This window comes from Aeromonas sp. S12(2024), assembly GCF_041402305.1.
GTDB lineage: Bacteria > Pseudomonadota > Gammaproteobacteria > Enterobacterales > Aeromonadaceae > Aeromonas > Aeromonas veronii.
The window spans coordinates 162527-185841 of record NZ_JBGLRB010000004.1; the positions used below are offsets into that span (position 1 = coordinate 162527).

Here is a 23315-nt window from a genome sequence, read left to right on the forward strand (position 1 = left end):
CCGTCATGCGGCGCGACCCTGCCAGGATTTAAAACGGTTAACGCGAGGTGTGCGTGGCGGCATCAGCCAGTCACGCGGATCGACGCAAGAGGATAAAGCACAATGTCCAAACAGATTATGGTGCCGGATATCGGCGCCGATGAGGTTGAAGTCACCGAGATCATGGTGGCCGTGGGTGACAAGGTCGAGCTGGACCAGTCCATCATCGCGGTAGAAGGCGACAAGGCCTCCATGGAAGTTCCGGCCCCGTCCGCCGGTATCGTTAAAGAGATCCTGATCAAGGTGGGCGACAAGGTTGCCACCGGTTCCCAGATCATGATCTTCGAAGCCGAAGGCGCTGCCGCCCCTGCTGAAGTGGCTGCACCGGTTGCTGCTGCTCCGGCCGCCGCACCTGCCGCTGCCGTGCGCAAAGATGTGCACGTGCCGGACATCGGTGACGACGAAGTGGACGTGACTGAAATCATGGTTGCCGTCGGCGACATGGTAGAAGCTGACCAGTCCATCATTGCTGTGGAAGGTGACAAGGCCTCCATGGAAGTACCGGCACCGTTCGCAGGCCGCGTAGTCGAGATCAAGGTTGCCGCTGGTGCCAAGGTCTCTACCGGCTCTCTGGTGATGGTATTTGAAGTGGCTGGCGCTGCGCCTGCTGCCGTTGCTGCTCCGGCTCAAGCCGCCGCGCCTGTGGCTGCTGCCCCGGTTGCCGCTGCTGCCAAAGAGGTCAACGTACCGGATATCGGTGGCGATGAAGTGGAAGTCACCGAGATCATGGTTGCCGTGGGTGACAAGGTTGAAGCTGACCAGTCCCTGATCGCCGTGGAAGGTGACAAGGCCTCCATGGAAGTGCCTGCGCCGTTCGCCGGTGTGGTTAAAGAGATCAAGGTGAAGGCGGGTGACAAGGTCTCCACCGGTTCCCTGATCATGGTATTCGAAGTGGCTGGCGCAGCTCCTGCTGCCGCGCCGGTTGCTCAAGCTGCCGCTCCGGTCGCTGCCGCCCCTGTTGCCGCTGCTCCGGCTCCGGTTGCCCAGGCTGCTGCCGCTGCGACCGATTTCGTTGCCAACGACGCCTACGTGCACGCCTCTCCGGCAGTACGCCGTCTGGCGCGCGAGTTCGGCGTCAACCTGGCCAAGGTGAAAGCCTCCGGTCGCAAGGGCCGCATCGTCAAAGAAGACGTGCAAGCCTACGTGAAGGATGCCATCAAGCGTGCCGAGTCCGCTCCTGCTTCTGCCGGCGTAGCCGGTGGCAACGGTCTGGGCGTACTGCCGTGGCCGAAAGTAGACTTCAGCAAGTTCGGTGATGTGGAAGAGGTCGAGCTGACCCGCATCCAGAAGATCTCCGGTCCGAACCTGCACCGCAACTGGGTCATGATCCCTCATGTCACCCAGTTCGACGAAGCCGATACCACCGAGCTGGAAGCGTTCCGCAAAGAGCAGAATGCGATGCTCGAGAAGCAAAAGGCAGACGTGAAGATCACCCCGCTGGTGTTCATCCTGAAAGCCGCCGCCAAGGCGCTGGAAGCTCACCCGCGCTTCTGCAGCTCCCTGTCCGAAGATGGCAGCAAGCTGATCATGAAGAAGTACATCCACATCGGTGTGGCGGTTGATACTCCCAACGGTCTGGTTGTGCCCGTGGTGCGCGATGTTAACAAGAAGGGCATCATGGAGCTGTCTCGCGATCTGGCCGAGATCTCCAAGAAGGCCCGTGCCGGCAAGCTGACCGCTGCCGACATGCAGGGCGGTTGCTTCACCATCTCCAGCCTGGGTGGCATCGGCGGTACCAGCTTTACCCCGATCGTCAACGCGCCGGAAGTGGCCATCCTCGGTGTCTCCAAGTCCGAGATGAAGCCGAAGTGGAATGGCAAAGAGTTTGCGCCGCGCCTGATGCTGCCGTTGGCTCTGAGCTACGACCACCGCGTGATCGATGGTGCCGATGGGGCTCGCTTCATCACCACCATGAACGGCGTGCTGTCCGACATTCGTCGACTGGTCCTGTAAGTGAGAGGGCGGGCCCAGAGCCTGCCCTTTTTACTTCTCATTTCATTAACATGATCGTAAACTTGCCCCGTTTTTTTCACGGCTGCAGCCACCCGTTTCGGTATAAGACTGCGCTGTCCGGGGATATAAGAACGACAAAGAGGTCATGATGAGTAAAGAAATCAAAACCCAGGTCGTAGTACTGGGTGCTGGCCCTGCCGGTTATTCCGCTGCTTTCCGTGCAGCCGATCTGGGTCTGGATACTATTATCGTCGAGCGTTACTCCACCCTGGGTGGCGTCTGCCTGAACGTGGGCTGCATCCCCTCCAAGGCGCTGCTGCACGTTGCCAAAGTGATTGAAGAAGCCAAGGCGCTGGCCGAGCACGGCATCGTCTTCGGTGCACCGCAGACCGACATCGACAAGATCCGTCTGTGGAAAGAGAAGGTTATCAACCAGCTGACCGGCGGTCTGGCTGGCATGGCCAAGATGCGTAAAGTTCAGGTTGTTAACGGCTTGGGTAAATTTACCGGCCCGAACACGCTCGAAGTGACCGGGGAAGACGGCAAGACTACCGTGACCTTCGACAACGCCATCATCGCGGCTGGTTCCCGTCCGGTGAAGCTGCCGTTCATCCCCCACGATGACCCGCGCGTATGGGACTCTACCGATGCGCTGGAGCTGAAAACCGTTCCCGGCAAACTGCTGGTTATCGGTGGCGGCATCATCGGTCTGGAGATGGGTACCGTTTACTCCTCTCTGGGTTCCGAGATCGACGTGGTGGAATTTGCCGACCAGCTGGTTCCGGCTGCCGACAAAGACATCGTCAAGATCTATACCAAGCGCGTCGCCAAGAAATTCAACATCATGCTGGAGACCAAGGTCACCGCAGTTGAAGCGCGCGAAGACGGCCTGTACGTCTCCTACGAAGGCAAACACGCTCCGGCCGAGCCGGTTCGCTACGACAACGTGCTGGTTGCCGTAGGTCGTGTGCCGAACGGCAAGATGCTGGATGCCGAGAAGGCAGGCGTTGCCGTGACCGAGCGCGGTTTCATCGAGGTGGACAAGCAGCTGCGTACCAACGTGGCGCATATCCACGCCATTGGTGACATCGTGGGTCAGCCGATGCTGGCGCACAAAGGTGTTCACGAAGGTCACGTTGCCGCTGAAGTGATCGCCGGCAAGAAGCACTACTTCGACCCGAAAGTGATCCCGTCCATCGCCTACACCGAGCCAGAGATGGCATGGGTTGGTCTGACCGAGAAGGAAGCCAAGCAACAGGGCCTGAACTTCGAAGTCGCCACCTTCCCGTGGGCTGCTTCCGGCCGCGCCATTGCGTCCGACTGTTCCGACGGTATGACCAAGCTGATCTTCGACAAGGAGAGCGGCCGCGTCATCGGTGGTGCCATCGTGGGTACCAACGGTGGTGAACTGCTGGGTGAAATCGGTCTGGCCATCGAGATGGGTGCTGACGCCGAAGATATCGCGCTGACCATCCACGCTCACCCGACTCTGCACGAGTCCGTGGGTCTGGCTGCCGAAGTGTTCGAAGGCTCCATCACCGACCTGCCGAACGCCAAGGCCAAGAAGAAAAAGTAATTTTCTTCCCCGCTTGTCTAAAAAGCCGCTCGAATGAGCGGCTTTTTGTTTTCTCCTTGCTGCCCCGACTTCGACAAAGCCCAATATGCTAAAGATAGGTTTTGGCACTGATGAGAGAGGCACGATGCTAGAAGCACCCATTCCACCCGATGAGGCATTGCGGTTGGAGACCCTGCGGCGGCTATCTTTGCTGGATTCCGAGGCCGAGGAGCGGTTTGACCGGCTGACCCGCATGGCCCGACGGGTATTCAATGTCCCCATCGCGCTGGTGAGTCTGGTGGATGAAGATCGCCAGTGGTTCAAATCCTGTATCGGACTGGAGGTCCACGAGACCGCCCGGGACATTTCGTTCTGTGGCCACGCCATCATGGGCAATGAGACCTTTATCGTGCCGGATGCTTCGCAGGATCCCCGCTTTGCCGACAATCCGCTGGTGGTGGGCGGGCCCGGTATCCGCTTCTATGCCGGACAGCCACTGCGGATCGCCAACGGCTGCAAACTGGGGACGCTCTGCATCATTGATACGGTGCCGCGGGAATTGAGTGAGGAGGATGTCGGGCTGCTCAAGGATCTGGCGGCGATGGTGGTGCGGGAGCTAGAAGCAGTGCAGTTGGCCACCATTGATGAGTTGACCCTGATCTCCAATCGGCGCGGGTTCGTGATGCTGGCGGAGAAGAGCCTCTCGCTGGCCAGTCGCTTGCAGATGCCACTGGCGCTGCTCTATCTGGATCTCAATGGCTTCAAGGGGATCAATGATCGGTGGGGGCATGCGGAAGGGGATCGGGCCCTGATCGCCTTTGCCACTCTGCTCAAGCAGGCTTTTCGGGGCGCAGACGTGTTTGCCCGCATGGGCGGCGATGAGTTCGCCGTCCTGTTGCCCAATGTGCTAGAGGCGCAGGCACAACTAGCCTATGAGCGTTTCAATGCCATCTTGGCCGAGCACAATCAGCACAGTGGTTGCGGCTATGCGCTGACCTGCAGCACCGGGATTGTCTGCTACGACGGGCGCGGTTGTGTGTCTCTGGCCGAGCTGCTCACCCGCGCAGATGAGCTGATGTATCAGCGCAAACGGGATGGCAAGGGCTGACGGCTATGCCGGATTAGCCGCCACCAAAACAACAGAGAGCGCCACGGTGCTCTCTGTTGTTGATGGCTTAGGTCAAGGCCTGGGTCAGAGTCGGAAGTTGCCAACCAGCTTGTCCAGATGACCGGAGAGCTGCTGCAGGCTGCGGCTCGATTCGGTCAGCTGGTGGGCGATATCGGCGGTCTCCATGGTGAGCTGGTTGATATCTTCCACGTTGCGGTTGATCTCGCCGACCACACTGGACTGCTCCTCGGTGGCGGTGGCGACCTGGATATTCATGTCGTTGATCTGGGTGATGTGGGCGGTGATCTGGCCGAGGGCGGCGTTGGCCTCATCGGCCTGGCTCACCACCTCCAGACTCTGGTTGCGACCCTGCGCCATGGCGCTGACGGCGCGGGCACTCTGCTCCTGCAAGCGGTTGATCATCCCCTGGATCTCGGCGGTCGAGGCGGCGGAGCGGTTGGCGAGGTTACGCACCTCATCTGCCACCACGGCGAAACCGCGACCCTGTTCACCGGCGCGAGCGGCCTCGATGGCGGCGTTCAATGCCAGCAGGTTGGTCTGCTCCGAGATGCTGCGGATGGTTTCGAGGATGCTGCCGATGGAGTCGGTCTGGCTCGCCAGCGACTCGATAACCCCTGCCACCTGCTCAATCTCGCCGGAGAGGTCGACGATGCCGTGGCGCGCCTGCGCTACCACTACTGCCCCTGCATCGGCCTGATCGTTGGCCTGTCTGGCTACTTCGGCTGCCAGCGAAGCGTTACCGGCGATCTCGCTCACCGTGGCCCCCATTTCGTGGATAGCGGTGGCCACCTGCACGGTGCGGTCACGCTGGGCAGTACAGTTATGCTGGGTCAGCTGCGCCTTGTTGGCCACCTCGTTGGCGGTGGCCGCGAGCTGGCGGGAGTTCTCCGCCACCTGCTCGATGGAGCCGTGGATCTTGGCGACGAAGTTGTTGAAGCCGGTGGCGACCTGACTCAGTTCGTCACGCCCCTCCACTTTCAGGCGCTGGGTGAGATCCCCATCGCCGCTGCCCAGTTCCTTGAACAGGCGGGCCAGCTCGTTGAGCGGGAGGCTGACCGAGCCTGCCAGCAGCATCCCCATCAGCCCCATGGCGAGCGCAATCACCAGCGAGATCATCAGGATCTCGTTGCGGGTCTGATCCAGCTCGGCATAGATCTCGGCTTCTGGCACCTGGGCTACCAGATACCAGTCGAGCAGCGGGATATAGCTGCTGGCCAGTACCATGGGCTCGCCATTGACTTCGGCGTTGATGACAGCAAAGGGGCGTTTGGCCAGCAGGCTGCCGGTATCACCGCTGGCAATGTTGCCAAGGGTGTCACGCTCGATGCGGTTGGCCTCGGGGTGCAGCTTCACCTTGCCGCTGCCATCGACCATAAAGACGATGCCGCTCTCTTCCAGCCGGAAGTTGGAGACCATGGTCACCATGGTGTCGAGGGATTTGGCAAAGCCGGCCAGCCCGCGCCCGTTGAGCTGCTGGAAGTTGACGAACAGCTTCACCTCGCCGTTGCTCTCGCGGAAGATGCTGAGGGTCATCTCCTTCTGGCTCTTGGTGTAGTCATAGAACCAGGCGTCTTGTGTGGGTGTCAGGTTGCGCAGAAAGCCATCCTGGTTGTAGTAGGCTGCACTCTGGCGATCGGCGAAGGAGGCGGTCACCAGACCATACTGGTTGGCCACATCCTTGAGCTGGTTGATGAGGATTGGCTCCTGCTCTTTGGGCATGCCCCGATCCACCCAGTCGAGGATGAAGCGGTCGGTGGCCAGTTGGCGTGCGGCCTGGGCGATGCCGTGGAGATCCTGTTCAATCTCCTTGCTGATCCGCTGGGTCAGGTTGGGGAGCTCCTGCTCGAACATCCGGTTTTCGATCAGTTGCTGGGCCGAGCGTTGACTGAAGTAGCCTACCAGCAGGCAGGAGACGACCACAGCCAGGGTGACCGTGGCCAGTATTTTCTGTTTAAGAGTGAGGGTTGCCAGCATAAAGGTGCTCAAAAGGTTGAGATTGACGACGCTCATATTAGCGGCAGCGCGGCGCTACCCATGAGGCTTGCAGCCCTTTATTTGCGGATTACGTTTGCGCTCACAGGGGTGGCGGCTTGCCCCGTCGGCATGCTGCACAGGCGGGATGCGGATTGACGGTTGCGCTAACTGCCGGGCCCCTTATAGTAGAGGCCATCCTTGGTGACTGACCCTCTGAATAATATGGAAAATATGATGCGCAGCTTAGGTGCGGGATGGACCCGTCTGCTTTTGGTTATGCTGGCGGCGATGCCGCTGCTGGCTGTGGCGGCACAGGGGGAGCGCCCGAAAATTGCGGTGGTGCTCAGCGGCGGCGGCGCCAAGGGATCGGCCCATATCGGCATTCTCAAGGTGCTGGAGCAGAAACGGATTCCGGTCGACATCATAGTCGGCACCAGCATGGGCTCTTATGTGGCGGGGATGTACGCCATGGGGCTCAGTGCCGAGGAGGTGGAGCGCACCACTTTGGCCATCGACTGGAACAAGGGGTATCAGGACAAGGTGGGCCGCGACGAGCTGTCGTTGCGCAAGAAGCAGCAGAACGAGCAGTACCAGCTGCGCACCGACATCGGGGTGAATGGCGACACCACCCAGCTGCCGGACGGTTTCTTCCAGGGCCAATCCATGGCCAGCCTGCTGCGGGGGGCCACCTCCAACCTGCCGGTGCAGGAGAGCTTCGATGATCTCCCCATTCCCTACCGCGCCATGGCGACCGACATGGAGACGGTCACCCCCTTCGTGCTCGATCACGGCAGCCTGGCCAAGGCGATGCAGGCCTCCATGTCCATTCCCGGCGCCCTCAAGCCGGTGGAGTGGGAGGGGCACATCCTGGCGGACGGCGGCAGCGTCAACAACATGCCGGTGGATGTCGCCAAGGCGATGGGGGCCGACGTGGTGATCGCGGTGGATATCGGTGCCAAGCTGCGTACCCGGGAGTCCCTCAAGTCAGGGTTGGCGATGATCGACCAGCTCACCACCTACATGACCCAGGTGGGCACCGACAAGCAGAAGGCGCTGATGGGGCCGAAAGACATACTGATCGCTCCCGAGTTTGGCGATATGGGGATCGCCGACTTTGCCCGGATGCCGGAGGGGATCAAGATCGGTGAAACGGCGGCTGACAAGGTGTCGCTGCAACTCGATAAACTGTCGCTCACCAAGGCGCAGTACAACGCCTATCGCAACCAGAAGCTGAGCCGCCGTGCCGAGCGTAGCGGTCAGCCCGCCTACTTCATCGACAAGGTGGAGATCATCAACAAGTCGCGCCTCTCCGATGAGACGGTGCGCGCCATGCTGAAAGTGCGTCCGGACAAGGTGCAGACCAACGAGAGTCTGGAAGCGGGCATTCGCCGCCTCTACGCGCTGGAGTCGTTCGATCGCATCACCTACGAGGTGGAGGAGCGTGACGGGGAAAACGTGCTGCTGGTGGATGCCAGCGAGAAGAACTGGGGGCCGGGCTACCTCAACTTCCAGTTCGGTTTCACCGATGACTTCGAGAACACCTCCAACTACAACGTCGGCATGTCCTATACCCTCACCAACGTCAACGAGTGGGGGGCGGAGTGGCTGACCGAGGCGTCGCTGGGCACGGCCAAACATATCAAGACCGACTTCTATACCCCGCTCGAACCCTCCCAGACCTTCTATGGTGAGGCGAGTCTGGCCTATGACCAGACCCTGCGCCGCCTGTTTTTCCCCAATCCGGATCCCGAGACGGTTTCGATAAGCTATCTCGACTCCGAATACTCCTTCTTCAGCGGTGATCTGGCGGTGGGCTGGAACCGCCAGCCCTGGAGCCGGTTGTCGATGGGACTGGAGGGACAACTGGGCACGATTGATGTGAAGAACTTCAAGGGGCTGGAGATGGATGCCACGGCGTGGGGCCCCTATGTCCGCTTTGAACACGACAATCTGGATAGCCGCTATTTCCCCTATCAGGGGATGAAATGGGACATGAAACTGGGCCACTCCCACGTCAGTGTGGATGGACTCGAGTCAGCAGATGGTCGCAGTGAAGGCTGGAATTATCAGCTCTCGATGATCAAGCCCTGGTCATGGGACAGGCACAGCCTCAACCTGATCCTCGAAGGGGGTGGCTCGGGCAGTGAAGAGGTGGTGCCGCTGCATATTCAGGATCTGGGCGGGCTGTTCCGCCTCTCCGGTTTCCAGCGCTACCAGCTGAGCGGTCGCTACAGCCTGTTTGGTGGCCTGCGCTACATCTATCGGGTGGCGGACAACGACTTTGGTGCCCTCAAGATGCCGCTCTATCTGGGTGGATCTCTGGAGCAGGGCGGGGTCTGGAACAAGGGTGAGGATATCAGTCTGGAGAGCTCCTTCACCGCCGGTTCGCTTTATGTCGGGGTGGAGAGCTTCCTTGGCCCTGTGTTCCTCGGCTACGGCATGGCGGAGGGGGGCAATGACGTCTTCTATCTGCAATTGGGCAGTACGTTCGAATAATGCCGAAATGATGCCAATTTGTTAACTATGGTTGAGGGCGTTCAATTAATTTTCAAAAAACACCAGTTCGTTTAATTGGTTACGACTTTGTGGTGAATAAGTAAACAGGGTTTGGATTTTAATTAGTCGTTAAAACTTATATAGTGGGGAGCACCCTACGGGGTGTCCCGCAAGGACGATCGCCGCGAGCGTGGGCGAACCCCAAAAAAAGACCAAAGAGGAATTAGTCGTGCTTGAAACATACCGTAAACACGTCGCAGAACGTGCCGCCGAGGGCGTGGTTGCCAAACCTCTGGATGCAGAGCAGGTCGCCGCCCTGGTAACGCTTCTCAAGAACCCGCCCGCTGGCGAAGAAGACTTTCTGAAAGAGCTGTTGTCCTCCCGTATTCCCCCCGGTGTTGATGAAGCGGCCTATGTCAAAGCCGGTTTCCTCACCGCCGTCGCCAAGGGCGAAGCCCACTCTCCCATCCTGACTGCCGCCGAAGCTGTTGAGCTGCTGGGCACCATGCAGGGTGGTTACAACATTCAACCGCTGATCGACCTGCTGGATCACGCCTCCCTGGCGCCGCTTGCCGCCAAGGGGCTCTCTCACACCCTGCTGATGTTTGACTCCTTCCACGACGTGGAAGAGAAGGCCAAGGCGGGCAATGTCCACGCCAAACAGGTGATGCAGTCCTGGGCTGATGCCGAGTGGTTCCTCTCCCGCCCGGAGCTGGCCGAGAAGATCACCGTCACCGTGTTCAAGGTGACCGGCGAAACCAACACCGACGACCTTTCTCCGGCGCCGGACGCCTGGTCCCGCCCGGACATTCCGCTGCACGCGCTGGCGATGCTGAAAAACGCCCGTCCCGGCATTACTCCGGACAAGGATGGCGCCGTCGGCCCCATCAAGACCATCGATGCCCTGAAAGAGAAAGGCTTCCCGCTGGCCTATGTGGGTGACGTGGTCGGTACCGGTTCTTCCCGTAAATCCGCCACCAACTCGGTGCTCTGGTTTATGGGCGACGACATTCCGTTCGTGCCGAACAAGCGCGCTGGCGGTGTCTGTCTGGGTGGCAAGATTGCCCCGATCTTCTTCAACACCATGGAAGATGCCGGCGCTCTGCCTATCGAAGTGGACGTCTCCAAGCTGGAAATGGGCGATGTGATCGACATCTACCCCTATGCCGGCAAGATCTGCAAACACGGCACCGACCAGGTGCTGGCGCAGTTTGAACTGAAAACCGACGTGCTGATCGACGAAGTGCGCGCCGGTGGCCGTATTCCGCTGATCATCGGTCGCGGCCTCACTGACAAGGCCCGCGAAGCGCTGGGTCTGCCGTTTTCCACCGTGTTCCGCCGTCCGCAGCCGGTGGCCGATACCGGCAAAGGCTTCACCCTGGCCCAGAAGATGGTCGGCAAGGCGTGCGGCGTGAAGGGCATTCGCCCGGGCACTTACTGCGAGCCCAAGATGACCACGGTCGGCTCTCAGGACACCACGGGCCCGATGACCCGCGACGAGCTCAAAGATCTGGCCTGTCTCGGCTTCTCCGCCGATCTGACCATGCAGTCCTTCTGCCACACTGCCGCCTATCCGAAGCCCATCGACGTACAGACCCACCACACCCTGCCGGACTTCATCATGAACCGCGGTGGTGTGAGCTTGCGTCCGGGTGACGGCGTCATCCACTCCTGGCTGAACCGCATGCTGCTGCCGGATACCGTCGGTACCGGTGGTGACTCCCACACCCGTTTCCCCATCGGGATCTCCTTCCCGGCGGGCTCCGGTCTGGTGGCTTTCGCCGCCGCCACCGGCGTGATGCCGCTGGACATGCCGGAATCCGTGCTGGTGCGCTTCAAGGGCGAGCTGCAACCGGGCATCACCCTGCGTGATCTGGTCCATGCCATTCCCTACGCCGCCATCCAGAAAGGGCTGCTGACCGTCGAGAAAGCGGGCAAGAAGAACATCTTCTCCGGCCGCATCCTCGAGATCGAAGGTCTGCCGACCCTGAAAGTAGAGCAGGCGTTCGAGCTGGCAGATGCCAGTGCCGAGCGTTCCGCTGCCGGTTGCACCATCAAGCTGGATAAAGAGCCGATCATCGAGTATCTGAAGTCCAACATCGTGATGCTGAAATGGATGCTCTCCGAAGGCTACGGCGACGTACGCACCATCACCCGTCGCATCAAGGGGATGGAAGAGTGGCTGGCCAACCCGACCCTGATGGAAGCGGACAAGGATGCCGAGTACGCCGAAATCATCGAGATCGATCTGGCCACCATCAAGGAGCCGATCCTCTGTGCGCCGAACGATCCGGACGACGCCCGTCTGCTGAGCGACGTGGCTGGCGACAAGATCGACGAGGTGTTCATCGGTTCCTGCATGACCAACATCGGTCACTTCCGTGCCGCCGGCAAACTGCTCGAGAAGTATCAGGGCGAGCTGCCGACCCGCATGTGGATCGCGCCGCCCACCAAGATGGACAAGGATCAGCTGACCGAAGAGGGCTACTTCGGCATCTTTGGTCGCGTCGGTGCCCGCATCGAGATCCCGGGCTGCTCCCTCTGCATGGGTAACCAGGCGCGGGTAGCGGAAGGGGCATCGGTGGTCTCCACTTCCACCCGTAACTTCCCGAACCGTCTGGGTAAAGGTGCCAACGTCTATCTGGCCTCTGCGGAGCTGGCCGCTGTTGCCGCCATCCTCGGCAAGATCCCGACTGTGGCGGAGTACCTGCAGTACGCCAAGGCGCTGGATGCCACTGCGGCAGATACTTACCGCTACCTCAACTTCAACGAGATCGCCTCCTACACCAAGAAGGCCGATGCGGTGATCCTGCAACAAGCCGTTTAACGGAGTTCTTGCGCGATAAGAAGCCAATAATGCCGCGTATTTACGCGGCATTATTTATTTGTGTGTTATTCACCGTCTTTTTTGAAGATTGTTTGCACGATCCTTGCTAGAGAGATCCAACCACCTGTTTGGTGGTTCGTTTTATAAACGCTTTGGGTTATGTTGTTCGGTTATGTGCGGTAATGATGAGGCATCGTTATCGAGGGAAAGTGGATATCTGTTCACTGGGTGCTTGCGTTGGCAGGCCTGACGAATTGCGGCGTGGTTCTTTATGTTTCTGTTCAGGATCGATCTCTCCCGAACCGGGTTACGCTTCGGCGGTGCCTTGCTGGTCTTTACCCTGCCGCTGCTGGTGGGAGCTTGGCTCATCCACAGCAATTATGTGCAGGAGCTGAAAGCGGAATCCAGCGCCTCGGCCCACAAGGCCAGAACCCTGATGGAGTCGATGCTGGATCATGCGGAGCAGGCCAATCGCTCCGTGCTGCCTCTGGTGAAGGCTCCCTGTCGCGACAACCTGCTGGTGCTGCGCAAGAAGGTCGCCATCGAGCCCTTCCTGCGTTCGGTCAATCTGGTGCGAAACGGCATCATCAATTGCACCTCGCTGTTTGGTGAGGCCAATGATGCCGATGACGGCTCCATCTACACCGGCCGCAAGCTGTTGCTGATGAGTGGCAACCGGGTGCGGCAAAATCACCCGCTGCTGGTGGTGCGCACCGAGCAGGGCAAGGATGCCGCCTTGAGTGCCATCGACAGTACCCAGCTCAGCTTCATGCTCTCCATGAGCGGAAAATCCAGTGCGCTCTATCTGCAGGTGGGATCGGCCTGGCTCAATGAGTCTGGCCGCTATCTGAGCGAGGCGCCCACCCTCCATCGCGGGATCAGCCAGGCCCTCACCTCATCCCATTATCCTTTCACCATCCATGCCGGTTATGCCATGCCGGTCTACTGGAAGTCGCTGTGGGCCGCGCGGCATGTGGCGCTGTCGTGGCTGGCGGTTTCCTCGCTTTTGCTGGCCTGGCTGGTGTGGTGGGTGCTGGGGCGTCCCGGCTCGCCAACAGATGAATTGCGACGCGCCCTGCGGGCCAGGGAGTTTGTTCCCTACTTGCAGCCGCTGATTGCCAGCCACGACGGCAAGATGATGGGCGCCGAGGTGCTGATGCGCTGGGAGCATGTCAATGAAGGGGTGATCCGGCCCGATCTCTTTATCCCGCAAGCGGAGGAGTCGGGACTGATCGTTCCCATGACCACCCATATCATGAAGCAGGTGGCGACACGGTTGAACCGCTCTCAGGAGCAGTTGCCCGATGGGTTTCATATCAGCTTCAACATCAGCGCCGCCCATTGCCACGATTTTGCCCTGCTGGCCGAGTGTCGCGCCTTCCTCGGGCATTTCCTCCCCGGCAAGGTGGTACTGGTGTTGGAGTTGACCGAGCGGGAGCTGCTGATGTCAGATCCCCAGACCCTCTCCCTGTTCCGCCAGCTGGACGAGATGGGGGTAAAACTCGCCATCGACGACTTTGGTACCGGCCACTCCAGCCTGGCTTACCTGCAGCAGTTTCATGTGGATTACCTCAAGATCGACAAATCCTTTATCGCCCGCATCGGTACCGAGTCGCTCTCGGAACATATCGTGGACAACGTGATCGATCTGGCGACCCGGCTCGGTCTGGCGCTGGTGGCGGAAGGGGTGGAGAGCGAGCGTCAGGCTGACTACCTCAGGGCCAAAGGGGTCGACTATCTGCAGGGATACCTGTTTGCCCGCCCCATGCCGCTGCGCCAGTTCTGTGAGGAGCTGCTGCCGGAAGAGGCACAGACCCGCCAGCCAGATGGGGTGCGAGGCATCCCGAATGCGACCTGATTTATCGGTGACTGACGGGCGGACAAGCTCCCGTCTGGCAGGGTAGGGGAGTGCTCTCTCCCTATCCCCCCTCGAGTGCAGGGGCTTGTTTTTCATGCCTTGCGGCTCGCTTTTCGGTAGAATCAGCGCTCATTTTGACGTCAGTAAAAGATGAGGCGCGGTATGACGGTTCAGTTCCAGGCATTTCACAGCATCAAGGCGATCGGTAATCGGGAGGTGCTGTTCAACTGGTCGAGAACCAATCCCCTCGGGGCGCTGGATCAGGTATGGCGCCCGAAAAGCCGCGACGAGCTGCAAATGCTGCTGCGGGAACACCCCGAGCGCAAGCTGCGCCTTATCGGCTCCGGCCTCTCCTTCGAACCCATCCACAGCGTCTATGCCGAGGGCAGTCAGGCGCTGCTGGTGGACTTGCACCACCTGCGCGGCCAGCTGGCGAAAACGGCCGATACCGTGACCTATCAGGCGGGGACGCCGCTCGATACCGTTTATGCCGAGCTGATCGCCATGGAGCGGATGCTGCCCGCATCCCCGGGCGTTATCGGCATCCAGACCCTGGGCGGCGCCCTCAGCACCGGCACCCACGGCCAGGGGCTGCACCAGTCAGCCCTCTGCGATGCGGTGGAGGCGATGACGGTGATGCTGGCCAGTGGCGACATCATCCGGGTGGATCGCACCGATCCGCGCTTCGGTGCCTTCGTGATGGGGATGGGGATGCTCGGCATCCTGCTCGACGTCACCCTGCGCACCGTGCCCAACCGCATCATGCGCTGCACCAAGTTCACCACCGATTACCCCTTCCTCCTGGAGCACAACGAACGGCTCAACCGCGAGCATGGCTTTGTGAAGAGCTGGTGGTTTGCCTGGACCGGCGAGAGCCACATCTGGCTGGTGGATCCCGCCTCTGATGAGGAAGTGGCCCGTTACCGCGCCGGCGGCAGCGAGCCGCTGCTGCTGGATGGTGATATCGACGCCCGCATGAATGCCACCATTGATGCCACCTTGCAGAAGATGGCGAAAGACACAAAGGATGAGGCGCTGGCTGGCGAGCACTTCGAGACGGTGCGCCGCTTCAAGGATGCCTCCGATCTGGTGGGCAACGTCTACCAGATCCTCTGCAAGGGGATCCCGGCCCCCCAGATCAACTGCGAGGTGGCGGTGCCGCTTAATCGCATGAACGAGGCACTGGAGACCCTGCAGGCCTGGCAGCAGGCCAATCCGGGTGTGTTGCACTACCCCTTTATCCTGCGCTGCACTGGCCCTTCCGAGGCCTGGCTCAGTGCTGCTTACGGCCAGCCGGTCTGCTGGATCGGTTTTCTGGTCTATCTGGCGGCGGACGGCACCTTCGTCAACGGCTCCATGGAGCAGATGCGCGAGCTGCAGCAACTGCTGGCGCCCCTTGGCGGCATCCCCCACTTCGGCAAGCATCTGGCGATGGATCTCTACGATTTCCCGGCCCTGCTGCCGCGCTGGAACGACTTCGTGGCGTTGAAAGCCGAGCTCGACCCCCACGGCCGCTTTGAAAACCGCTGGCTCAGCGACCTGTTTGCCAACCGGTAAGGATCTGACATGACCGATATGCAAGATACCCGTATCCCAGTGACCCTGCTGACCGGCTTTCTCGGCAGCGGCAAGACCACCTTGCTCAACCATTGGGTCAAGCAGGCGGAGCTCGGTGAGTGCGCCGTGCTGATCAACGAGTTCGGCTCGGTGGGGCTGGATCACCATCTGGTGCAGCAGGTGGATGAGCAGGTGATGCTGCTCGACTCCGGCTGCATCTGCTGCTCGGTACAGGGCTCGTTGGTGGAGGCGTTGCAGGGGCTGTTTATGAAGGCTATCCAGCGCAAGATCAAACCGTTCAAGCGGCTGATTATCGAGACCACTGGCCTCGCCGATCCGGCCCCCGTGCTCTTTACCCTGCGCGAAGAGGGCTTTATCGCCCAGCGCTACCGCTTCGATGGCACCGTCACCGTGGTGGATGCCGGCCATATCGAGCAGCAGTTGGCGGCTCAATATGAAGCGGTGAAACAGGTGGCGCTGGCGGATCTGCTGGTGGTGAGCAAGGGGGATCTGGTGGAGGACGAACAGCTGGCACGGGTCGAAGCCCAGCTGGCGGCCCTCAATCCGGCGGCCCCCATCCAGCAGGTGACCAATGGCGAACTGTCGCCAGCAGTGCTGGAGAAGCTCGGCGCCTACAACGAAGCGGCAGGGCGCGATGTGCGCCAGCTGCTGGCTTGGCTGCGCACCGAATCCCCCAAGCAGGGGCTGGCGTCACCGATGCAGCCGAAGATGCAACCGTTCGCCGCCAAGGTGGGCACAGCAGCGCCCACCCACTTCGAGCACGGCAACATCGAGAGTTTCTCTTTGCGTATCGGCGAGCCGCTCAAGCCCTCTCGTCTGCTGGCCGCCATCGATGCGGTGCAGGCGCAGTATGGCGATGCCCTGCTGCGCCTCAAGGGGATTTTGCAGCTGGAAGGGGAGAGCCAGCCGGTGGTGATCCACGGCGTCCACGGCCAGCTCTATCCGCTGCAGGCATTGGGTGACTGGCCGGAGGGCAAGGCCCAGTCCCGACTGGTGTTTATCGTGAAATGTCAGGACAAGGCCGGTATCGAGCAGCTCTTTATGGCGACCCTCAAGGCCCCCGAGCCCACTCTGGAAGAGCGGCTCAAAGCCATGCTGGGTCAGCCCGACAACTGATCTTGCGCGTTGCAACTCTCCTGTACCGGGTCAGGACGGCGGCGGTTGAACAACACAAACGCCACCGGCACAAAGTAGAACGAGAGCAGGGTCGCCAGCGCTGTGCCACCGGCGATGGCGATGGCAAAGGGGGGCCAGAAGCCGCCGCCCCCCAGCAATAGCGGGATGAAGCCGCCCACTGTGGTGATGGTGGTCGATACGATGTGGCGGCTGCAACCGGCCACCAGATCGCGGATCTGCGGCAGATTGCCCTGCTGTGCCAGCGGGTCTGCCTTCAACTCAGCCAGAATGACGATGGCGGCGTTGATGGCCAGCCCCATCAGTCCCAGCAGGGCGATGATCACCGTAAACCCGAAAGGGTAACCCAGCAGCCAGACCCACAGCAGCCCGAGCCCCGCCGACTGGATCGCCACCAGGGTGACGATGCCTGCCAGCCGGAACGAGTTGAAGCTGAGCACCAGCACGGCCACCAGCAGCACGGCGACCAGGCTGACGTGCGCCATCAGATTGCCCACCGATTCATCCCGCTTGGCGGCTTCCCCGCCAAACTCCAGTCGATAACCCGGCGGCAACGCCAGCGCCTTGGCGGCCAGCCTCTCTTTGACCTGCTCCAGCACGGTTTGCGGCAGTACGCCGACAGCCAGATAGGCCTCCAGCACATTGACCCGCTCACCATCCCGACGGCTGATCTCCCCCCAACTTGGCAGCAGCTCGGGAGTGGCCAGTGCCCGCAAGGTGAGATTGGCTACCCCTTGCTGGCCGGTGCCGGTGAGCGATAGCGGCACATTGAGCAGCGCATCCGGATCCTGACGCAAGGGCTCGGCCAGTCGCACCCGAACCGGGATTGACTCGGTGCCTTCCAGCACAGTGCCGCCCAACCTGCCATCCAGTGCGCCCGCCAGCCGGGAGGCAACATCGGTCAGGCTCATGCCTGCCAGTCGGGCGGCCTCCTCATCGACCTGCAACCAGAGTTTGGGTGCCCCTGCCTGCAAGGTGGCGCGGGTCTGCACCACGGCCGGGGTATTGGCGAGCAGACTGCGCAGCTCCTCTCCCAGACGGTGTAGTTGTTCAAGGTCGGGGCCAAACAGCCGCAGCTCGACCGGGGCATTGAAAGGCGGCCCCTGTTCCAGCTTGCGCACCAGGATCTGCGCTTCGGGATATTTTGCATCGAGCCGCTGCTGCAGTTGTGGAATGAGCCGCTCGGCGGCATCGGCATCCTGCAGGGTGATCATCCCCTGGGCGTAATCGGCCCGCCCCTGTTTTCTGGGCACCAGGTTGTAGTAGAAGCTGGGGGCATTGTCGCCCACCACCCAGTCCTGACGAACCAGTTCGGGGAGGCTGGCCAGCTCGGCGGAGATCCCCAGTGCCAGTTCGCGGGTGCGCGCCAGGCTCGCCTGTGGAGAGAGGCTGGCCTCGATGTGGATCATGTCCCGGTCGGCAGGGGGAAAGAACTGTTCGGTGAGGCGGCCCGCCACCCAGAAACCGAGCAGGGGCAGCAGACTGACCAGCAGCAGGGTCCGCCAGGGGTGAGCCAGCGCCATGGCGATGCTCTGCTGGAAAAGGGCGCTCACCCGGGGCAGGTGCAAGCCATCCTGATACCAGCGCCCCCCCTGATCACTGCCAATCCAGCGGGCTGCGAGGCCAGCCACCAGGGTGTGGGCGATGAGGTAGGATCCCAGCAGCGAACAGATCACCGCCCAGGCGATGCCGCCGACAAACTCGCCCGCCGGGCCCGGCATCAGAATGATCGGCATAAAGGCGAGCATGGTGGTGAGGGTGGAGCCCAGCAGTGGCAGCCAGAGGTGGCCGATGGCTTCCAGTGCGGCGGCACTCATGGCCATGCCGTGACGGCGCTGATACTGCACCCGATCCGCCATGACGATGGCGTTGTCCACCATGATCCCGAGCGCCACCACCAGACCGGTGACCGACATCTGGTGAATGGGCAGATTGCTCAGGTTCATGCAGGCGAATGAGAACGCTACGGTAAGCGGCAGCGACAGGGCCACGATAATGGCGGCCTTGACTCCCAAGGTCACCAGCAGCACGGCCACTATGATGAGGAATCCCTGCACAATGTTGATGAGCAGGGTGTCGAGCCGCTGATCGGTATAACGCTGCTGATCGAAGCTGGTGACGAGGCCGATATTATCCGGCAAGTCCTGTTGCAGCTGGGCCAGCATGGTATCGACCCGTGCCGACCAGAGGTCGATGCGGTGATCCTGTGCCATGCGCAGGCCGACCACCACGGCCCGTTCACCATTGGCAAAAGCCAGCTGGCTCTCCGGCTGGTGCAGGGTACGCCGTACCTCGGCCAGATCGCCAAGGCGCAGGGTCTGGCCCTGCTCGCCGGTACGCAGCGGGATCTGGCGGATCCGCTCCAGAGTATCGAGGGCACCGCGGATCTCCACCTGAAAGCGATTGTGGCTGCCCTGCAACTCCCCGGCGGCTACTTTGGCATCGGCACCACTCAGCGCCTGGGCAAGCTGTTCGCCACTCATGCCGCTGGCACTGAGGGCGAGGGGATCGAACCGCACCTCGATCTCCTCCTGTGGTGCCCCGACCCGCTCGACGTATTCGGTGCCCGGCAGCTGGCGAGCCCGGCGTTCCAGCTCGGCGCTGTAGCGGGCGAGGCGATCCAGCTGCGGCTGGCCCGGCCCGCGCCAGACCACATTGACCAGCCGGGTGAAGGGATAGCCTTTCTCATCATCCAGCTTGGGGGCACTGGCGCCAGCTGGCAGCCCGGCGGCAAGATCTGCCAGCCGGTCACGGACTCTGGACCAGACGGGCTCGACATCGCTGACCTCATCCTTGAGCTCCAGATTGATGATGGAGAGACCGGGGCGAGAGCTCGACTCGATCAGCTTGATCTCGCTCTGGGCCCGCAGCCGGTTCTCGATGGGCTCGCTCACCAGCGCCTCCACCCGCTCGGCGCTGGCCCCGGGGAAGTGGGTAACCACGCTGGCAAAGCGGCTGGTGAGCTGGGGATCTTCGGTTCTGGGCAGGGTCTGCAATGCCGCAAGGGCGGCCGTCAGCAGCAGCGCGACCGTCAACAGCAGCAGTCGGCCATTTTCGATAAACGGGCGGATCATGACTGTGGCTCCGGATGAGCTGCCTGATGATCCACGCTGGTTGTCAGGGTGACCTGCTGGCCCGGCACCAGTTTATGCAGGCCATCGGTCACCAGCTGTTCCTGTCCGTTCAGGGCTCCACTGATCCAGGCTCGTTCGCCATCTTGCTGCAGCAGGGTGACGTCCCGACTGACCACCCGGGGTGGTGTTTCATCGTTGAGCAGATAGAGGGTCCAACTGCCGCGCAATCCCTGGGTCAGTGCGGTGAGCGGCACCTCGTAGGCGCGGGTGGGCTCGCGGGTCTGATGCAACAGGGTGATCAGTTGCCCCTCTGCCAGTTGTTCGCCGCCCCGGGTCAGCTGGAAGCGGGCGGTGCGGGTGTGGGTCTGCCCGTCCACTTGTACCCCCAGATTAAGCAGGCGCCCCTCCAGTGATTGCGCACCGCTTTGCAGGGGGTAGTGTTGGCCGATGATCAGGGACTCGGCCTGTTTCACCGGCACGCCGATATCGGCCTCCCACTGGCCGCTGCGGGTCAGGGAGAAGAGAGGCTGGCCTGCGGCCACCACGGCCCCCAATGCCTGCTCGCGGCTGACTACGATCCCGTTGAAGGGGGCGCGCAGCTGTGATTTCTCCTGTTTGACCCGGTTGGCTTCGAGGGCGGCGGCCAGCTGGTTGGCGCTTGCCTCCAGCATGCGGACTTTGCCTTGCTGTTCATCCAGCGCCTGACGGGAGCTGAACTGCTGCTGGCGCAAGGCGGTGAGCCGGTCGAGCGTCTGCCGGGCAAGGGTCAGCTCGGCCTCGTTCTGGGCAGCCCGGGCGGCCAGCTCTTTGGCTTCCACTTCCAGCAGCCGGGTGTCCAGTGTGGCGAGCAGCTCACCGGCCGCTACCGGCTCTCCGCGTCCCTTGTGCAGGGTGGCGATCCGCCCTGCCAGCTCGAAGCCTATCTGGCTGTGCTCGGGGGCGATCACCCTGCCATTGAAGCGGTGCAGCACCGGGTAGTGATCGCTGGCTTGCAGCGGCTGGGCGATCACCCGGGTCAGGGCGGGTGTTTCTTCTGACTCTGTGACCGGGCTGCAGCCACTCAGTAACAGCGCCAGCAGGATTAAGCAAAGTGTCATGACATCATCCTCTGGTTGACATAACATCAAATCACACCGGTGAGTCTAGTTTTTCGAAACTAGACTGTCCAGTTTGATTGTGGAGGAAAAATGAACATTTCACCCCGTAGTCAGCAGAAGCGGGCTGCGATCCTCGATGCTGCCGGGCGGCTCTTCTGTCAGCACGGTCTGCATCTGGTCAGCATGGACATGGTGGCCAGTGAAGCGGGCGTCTCCAAGCAGACGGTCTACAGCCATTTTGCCAACAAGGAGTCGCTGTTTGCCGAAGCGGTGGGCAGCAAGTGCGTCAGCAGCGAGCTGATGCCGGAGGTATTGTTGCGTGGCAACAATGTGCGGGAGAGCCTGATTGCCTTTGGTCGCAGCTTTCGCAAGTTGATCCTGAGCGATGATGCCATCAATATCTTTCGCACCTGCATCAGCTGCAACGATGCCCAGCTGGCCACCCTTTTTTTCGAGGCGGGCCCGCTCTATGTGACCAAGATGCTGTCCAACTGGCTGGAGCAGCAGAAGCAGCAAGGCCTGCTGTGCCATCAAGACAGTGAACAGGCCGCCTTGCAGCTGTTGCTGATGTGGCAGGGCAAGGAGCGCATGCTCCGTGAGCTGGGTCTGCCGTTGACCCAGAGTGCTGCCGAGCAGGATGCCTGGACCCTGAGTTGTGTCGATCTCTTCCTGACCGCCGCCGCTCCCCCGCAAAAATAATGGAGGTGGCAATGAGCCACACAGTGACAGATGCCCAGCGCAAGTGGCTGCCCCTGCTGGCGGCGGTCGGTTTCTTTATGCAGGCGCTGGATGGCACCATTCTCAACACCGCCCTGCCCAGCATGGCCGAGACCTTGGGAGAGAGCCCGCTGCAGATGCAGTCGGTGATCATCGCCTACATGTTGACGGTGGCGCTGCTGATCCCGGCCTCCGGCTGGCTGGCAGACAGATTCGGCACCCGCCGCATCTATCTGACCGCCATCTCGCTCTTTACCCTCGGCTCGCTCGCCTGCGCCGCCTCCAATTCGCTCTCCATGCTGGTGGCCGCCCGGGTGTTGCAGGGGATTGGCGGTGCGCTGCTGATGCCGGTGGGACGGTTGGCGGTGCTGCGGGTCTATGACAAGCATGAGCTGCTGCGGGTGATGTCGTTTGTCACCATCCCGGGGCTGCTCGGCCCGCTGATGGGGCCGGCACTCGGTGGCTGGCTGGTGGAAGTGGCGAGCTGGCACTGGGTATTTCTCATCAACCTGCCGGTGGGGCTGCTCGGCTTTATCGCCAGCTGGCACTTTATGCCGGAGCTGCGGCAGCAGACCGCCCGGTTTGACTGGCAGGGATTTGTGCTGTTCAGCGTCGGCATGGTGCTGGTGTCGGTCGGCTTGCAGGGGCTGGGGGAGCACAGCATCTCCACCGGTTGGGCGCTGTTTGCACTGATCTTCGGCTTGGCGGCGATGGCGAGCTACTGGCTCTATGCCGCCAATGCACCGCAGCCGCTCTTTAGCCTGAACCTGTTCAAGACCGCCACCTTTGCCATCGGCATCTGGGGCAACCTGTTTGCCCGCCTTGGCAGCGGCGCCATGCCTTTCCTCACCCCGCTGTTTCTGCAGCTGGGGCTCGGCTTCTCCCCGAGCAAGGCGGGGATGACCATGATCCCCACAGTGATTGGCGCCATGCTGACCAAGACGCTGGTGAACAAGCTGATTCCGAAGGTGGGCTATCGCCGCATTCTGATCGGCAACACCCTGCTACTGGGGGCGATGATCGCCAGCTTCTACTTTATCGACAACCAGCTCCCCTACGGGGTCCTGCTGGGCTGGCTGGCGATCTTCGGCGCCATCAACTCGCTGCAGTTCTCCGCCATGAACACTCTCACGCTGCAAGATCTCAGCCCGACCCTGGCCAGCAGTGGCAACGGTCTGCTCTCGGTGGTGATGCAGCTCTCCATGAGCTTGGGGGTGGCGATTGCCGCCAGCCTGCTCGGGCTCTTCTCGGCGGGTACCTCAGCGGCCAACGGCCAGTGGCTGGCCGGGTTCCATCTTACCTACCTCTGTGTCGGGTTGCTCTCCATGCTGGCGGCGCTGATCTTCGCACAGCTGGCGCGCGATGGGGCTACGCCGTCGGGGCGGGCAGATAGCTGACCTTGCAGGGGAGCTGCGCCAGCACTTCGGCCAGATGCTCGGTCGCCAGCAGAAAGGTCTGCTCCGGGTGGCCCGGAGTCCAGGTGAAGGCGGTGTGGTTGAGCAGTTGCGGGTCCACCAGTAGTGGAATATCGGCGCGGGGCAGGAAGGGGCAGACCGCCCCCGGCAGGCAGCCAATCTCCGCCTGCATCTCTTCGGCGGTGCAGATGGAGGGCTTGGCACCGAGTGCGGCCTTGACCGCCTTGTTGTCGAGCCGTCCGTCCCTGTGGGTCAGCAGCAGGGCGAAGCGGCCATCCTTGAACTTGAGAAACAGGGTCTTGCTGAACTCCGCCTGCCAGCCGAGGCGGGCCTTGACCTTTTCGTCGGTGGCGTAGTCGAGGATGGGTTCATGCTCATAGCGCTGGTGGGGCAGTTCGGCCAGCAGCTGGCAGTTGAAGTGGTGAATGGTATCGAGTGGCATGGGGTTCTCCTGTAGTGGGCGCTATCC

General features: G+C 61.5%; 14 protein-coding genes. 10 read left to right on the forward strand and 4 right to left on the reverse strand.

The window, feature by feature from the left end; genetic code table 11:
- Positions 1 to 102 precede the first annotated feature (102 nt).
- From aceF to ACB035_RS05885, 3 genes are all read left to right on the forward strand, one after another.
- Entirely contained in the window at positions 103 to 1992 is a 1890-nt protein-coding gene (gene aceF / locus ACB035_RS05875; protein WP_005336125.1) for a pyruvate dehydrogenase complex dihydrolipoyllysine-residue acetyltransferase, read from the forward strand.
- Between the two features lie 148 nt (positions 1993 to 2140).
- Positions 2141 to 3568, forward strand: a complete 1428-nt coding sequence (gene lpdA / locus ACB035_RS05880; RefSeq protein ID WP_005341659.1) for a dihydrolipoyl dehydrogenase — start codon at positions 2141 to 2143, stop codon at positions 3566 to 3568.
- Between the two features lie 124 nt (positions 3569 to 3692).
- Complete coding sequence (locus ACB035_RS05885; protein ID WP_236382013.1) at positions 3693 to 4655, forward strand: sensor domain-containing diguanylate cyclase; 963 nt, start codon at positions 3693 to 3695, stop codon at positions 4653 to 4655.
- 84 nt (positions 4656 to 4739) lie between these two features.
- On the opposite strand, the gene ACB035_RS05890 is transcribed toward ACB035_RS05885, so the two are convergent.
- Positions 4740 to 6650 carry a methyl-accepting chemotaxis protein gene (locus tag ACB035_RS05890; protein ID WP_371166886.1) on the reverse strand — a complete coding sequence of 637 codons (1911 nt, stop codon included), beginning with the start codon at positions 6648 to 6650 and terminating at the stop codon, positions 4740 to 4742.
- A 234-nt stretch (positions 6651 to 6884) separates the two neighbouring features.
- Between ACB035_RS05890 and ACB035_RS05895 the strand changes: the two genes are divergently transcribed.
- The 5 genes from ACB035_RS05895 to ACB035_RS05915 all read left to right on the forward strand — a co-directional run bounded on the left by ACB035_RS05895 (position 6885) and on the right by ACB035_RS05915 (position 16525).
- The gene (locus ACB035_RS05895) at positions 6885 to 9146 is read left to right on the forward strand and encodes a patatin-like phospholipase family protein (RefSeq protein WP_371166926.1); all 2262 of its coding nucleotides are present in this window, start codon (positions 6885 to 6887) and stop codon (positions 9144 to 9146) included.
- A 229-nt stretch (positions 9147 to 9375) separates the two neighbouring features.
- On the forward strand, positions 9376 to 11973 hold the full coding sequence (gene acnB / locus ACB035_RS05900) for a bifunctional aconitate hydratase 2/2-methylisocitrate dehydratase (protein WP_371166887.1): 2598 nt from the start codon (positions 9376 to 9378) through the stop codon (positions 11971 to 11973).
- A gap of 271 nt (positions 11974 to 12244) precedes the next feature.
- The gene (locus tag ACB035_RS05905) at positions 12245 to 13831 is read left to right on the forward strand and encodes an EAL domain-containing protein (RefSeq protein ID WP_021231269.1); all 1587 of its coding nucleotides are present in this window, start codon (positions 12245 to 12247) and stop codon (positions 13829 to 13831) included.
- 162 nt (positions 13832 to 13993) lie between these two features.
- A complete protein-coding gene (locus tag ACB035_RS05910; RefSeq protein ID WP_371166888.1) occupies positions 13994 to 15388 on the forward strand; it encodes a D-arabinono-1,4-lactone oxidase in 1395 nt (464 codons plus the stop codon).
- Between the two features lie 9 nt (positions 15389 to 15397).
- On the forward strand, positions 15398 to 16525 hold the full coding sequence (locus tag ACB035_RS05915; protein WP_371166889.1) for a GTP-binding protein: 1128 nt from the start codon (positions 15398 to 15400) through the stop codon (positions 16523 to 16525).
- Here ACB035_RS05915 and ACB035_RS05920 read toward each other — a convergent pair.
- Entirely contained in the window at positions 16510 to 19617 is a 3108-nt protein-coding gene (locus tag ACB035_RS05920) for an efflux RND transporter permease subunit (protein WP_371166890.1), read from the reverse strand. The genes ACB035_RS05915 and ACB035_RS05920 overlap by 16 nt on opposite strands.
- Positions 19614 to 20714 carry an efflux RND transporter periplasmic adaptor subunit gene (locus tag ACB035_RS05925; protein ID WP_371166891.1) on the reverse strand — a complete coding sequence of 367 codons (1101 nt, stop codon included), beginning with the start codon at positions 20712 to 20714 and terminating at the stop codon, positions 19614 to 19616. The genes ACB035_RS05920 and ACB035_RS05925 overlap by 4 nt, the downstream gene beginning before the upstream one ends.
- 90 nt (positions 20715 to 20804) lie before the next feature.
- Here ACB035_RS05925 and ACB035_RS05930 point away from each other — a divergent pair, with 90 nt between their 5' ends.
- Positions 20805 to 21413, forward strand: coding sequence for a TetR/AcrR family transcriptional regulator (locus ACB035_RS05930; RefSeq protein ID WP_005336110.1), 609 nt, complete (start codon positions 20805 to 20807; stop codon positions 21411 to 21413).
- Between the two features lie 11 nt (positions 21414 to 21424).
- Positions 21425 to 22828, forward strand: a complete 1404-nt coding sequence (mdtD, locus tag ACB035_RS05935) for a multidrug transporter subunit MdtD (protein WP_371166892.1) — start codon at positions 21425 to 21427, stop codon at positions 22826 to 22828.
- On the opposite strand, the gene ACB035_RS05940 is transcribed toward mdtD, so the two are convergent.
- Positions 22800 to 23288 carry a YbaK/EbsC family protein gene (locus ACB035_RS05940; RefSeq protein WP_371166893.1) on the reverse strand — a complete coding sequence of 163 codons (489 nt, stop codon included), beginning with the start codon at positions 23286 to 23288 and terminating at the stop codon, positions 22800 to 22802. The two genes, mdtD and ACB035_RS05940, sit on opposite strands and share 29 nt — an antisense overlap.
- Between the last annotated feature and the right edge of the window lie 27 nt (positions 23289 to 23315).

Bases quoted from the DNA above. Each gene is read 5' to 3' on its own strand.
- ACB035_RS05925 (WP_371166891.1), bottom strand. From the start codon at position 20,714: ATGACACTTTGCTTAATCCTGCTGGCGCTGTTACTGAGTGGCTGCAGC.
- ACB035_RS05895 (WP_371166926.1), top strand. From the start codon at position 6,885: ATGCGCAGCTTAGGTGCGGGATGGACCCGTCTGCTTTTGGTTATGCTG.
- ACB035_RS05915 (WP_371166889.1), top strand. From the start codon at position 15,398: ATGACCGATATGCAAGATACCCGTATCCCAGTGACCCTGCTGACCGGC.
- ACB035_RS05885 (WP_236382013.1), top strand. From the start codon at position 3,693: ATGCTAGAAGCACCCATTCCACCCGATGAGGCATTGCGGTTGGAGACC.
- ACB035_RS05905 (WP_021231269.1), top strand. From the start codon at position 12,245: ATGTTTCTGTTCAGGATCGATCTCTCCCGAACCGGGTTACGCTTCGGC.
- ACB035_RS05930 (WP_005336110.1), top strand. From the start codon at position 20,805: ATGAACATTTCACCCCGTAGTCAGCAGAAGCGGGCTGCGATCCTCGAT.
- ACB035_RS05940 (WP_371166893.1), bottom strand. From the start codon at position 23,288: ATGCCACTCGATACCATTCACCACTTCAACTGCCAGCTGCTGGCCGAA.
- mdtD (WP_371166892.1), top strand. From the start codon at position 21,425: ATGAGCCACACAGTGACAGATGCCCAGCGCAAGTGGCTGCCCCTGCTG.
- ACB035_RS05910 (WP_371166888.1), top strand. From the start codon at position 13,994: ATGACGGTTCAGTTCCAGGCATTTCACAGCATCAAGGCGATCGGTAAT.
- lpdA (WP_005341659.1), top strand. From the start codon at position 2,141: ATGAGTAAAGAAATCAAAACCCAGGTCGTAGTACTGGGTGCTGGCCCT.
- ACB035_RS05920 (WP_371166890.1), bottom strand. From the start codon at position 19,617: ATGATCCGCCCGTTTATCGAAAATGGCCGACTGCTGCTGTTGACGGTC.
- aceF (WP_005336125.1), top strand. From the start codon at position 103: ATGTCCAAACAGATTATGGTGCCGGATATCGGCGCCGATGAGGTTGAA.
- ACB035_RS05890 (WP_371166886.1), bottom strand. From the start codon at position 6,650: ATGCTGGCAACCCTCACTCTTAAACAGAAAATACTGGCCACGGTCACC.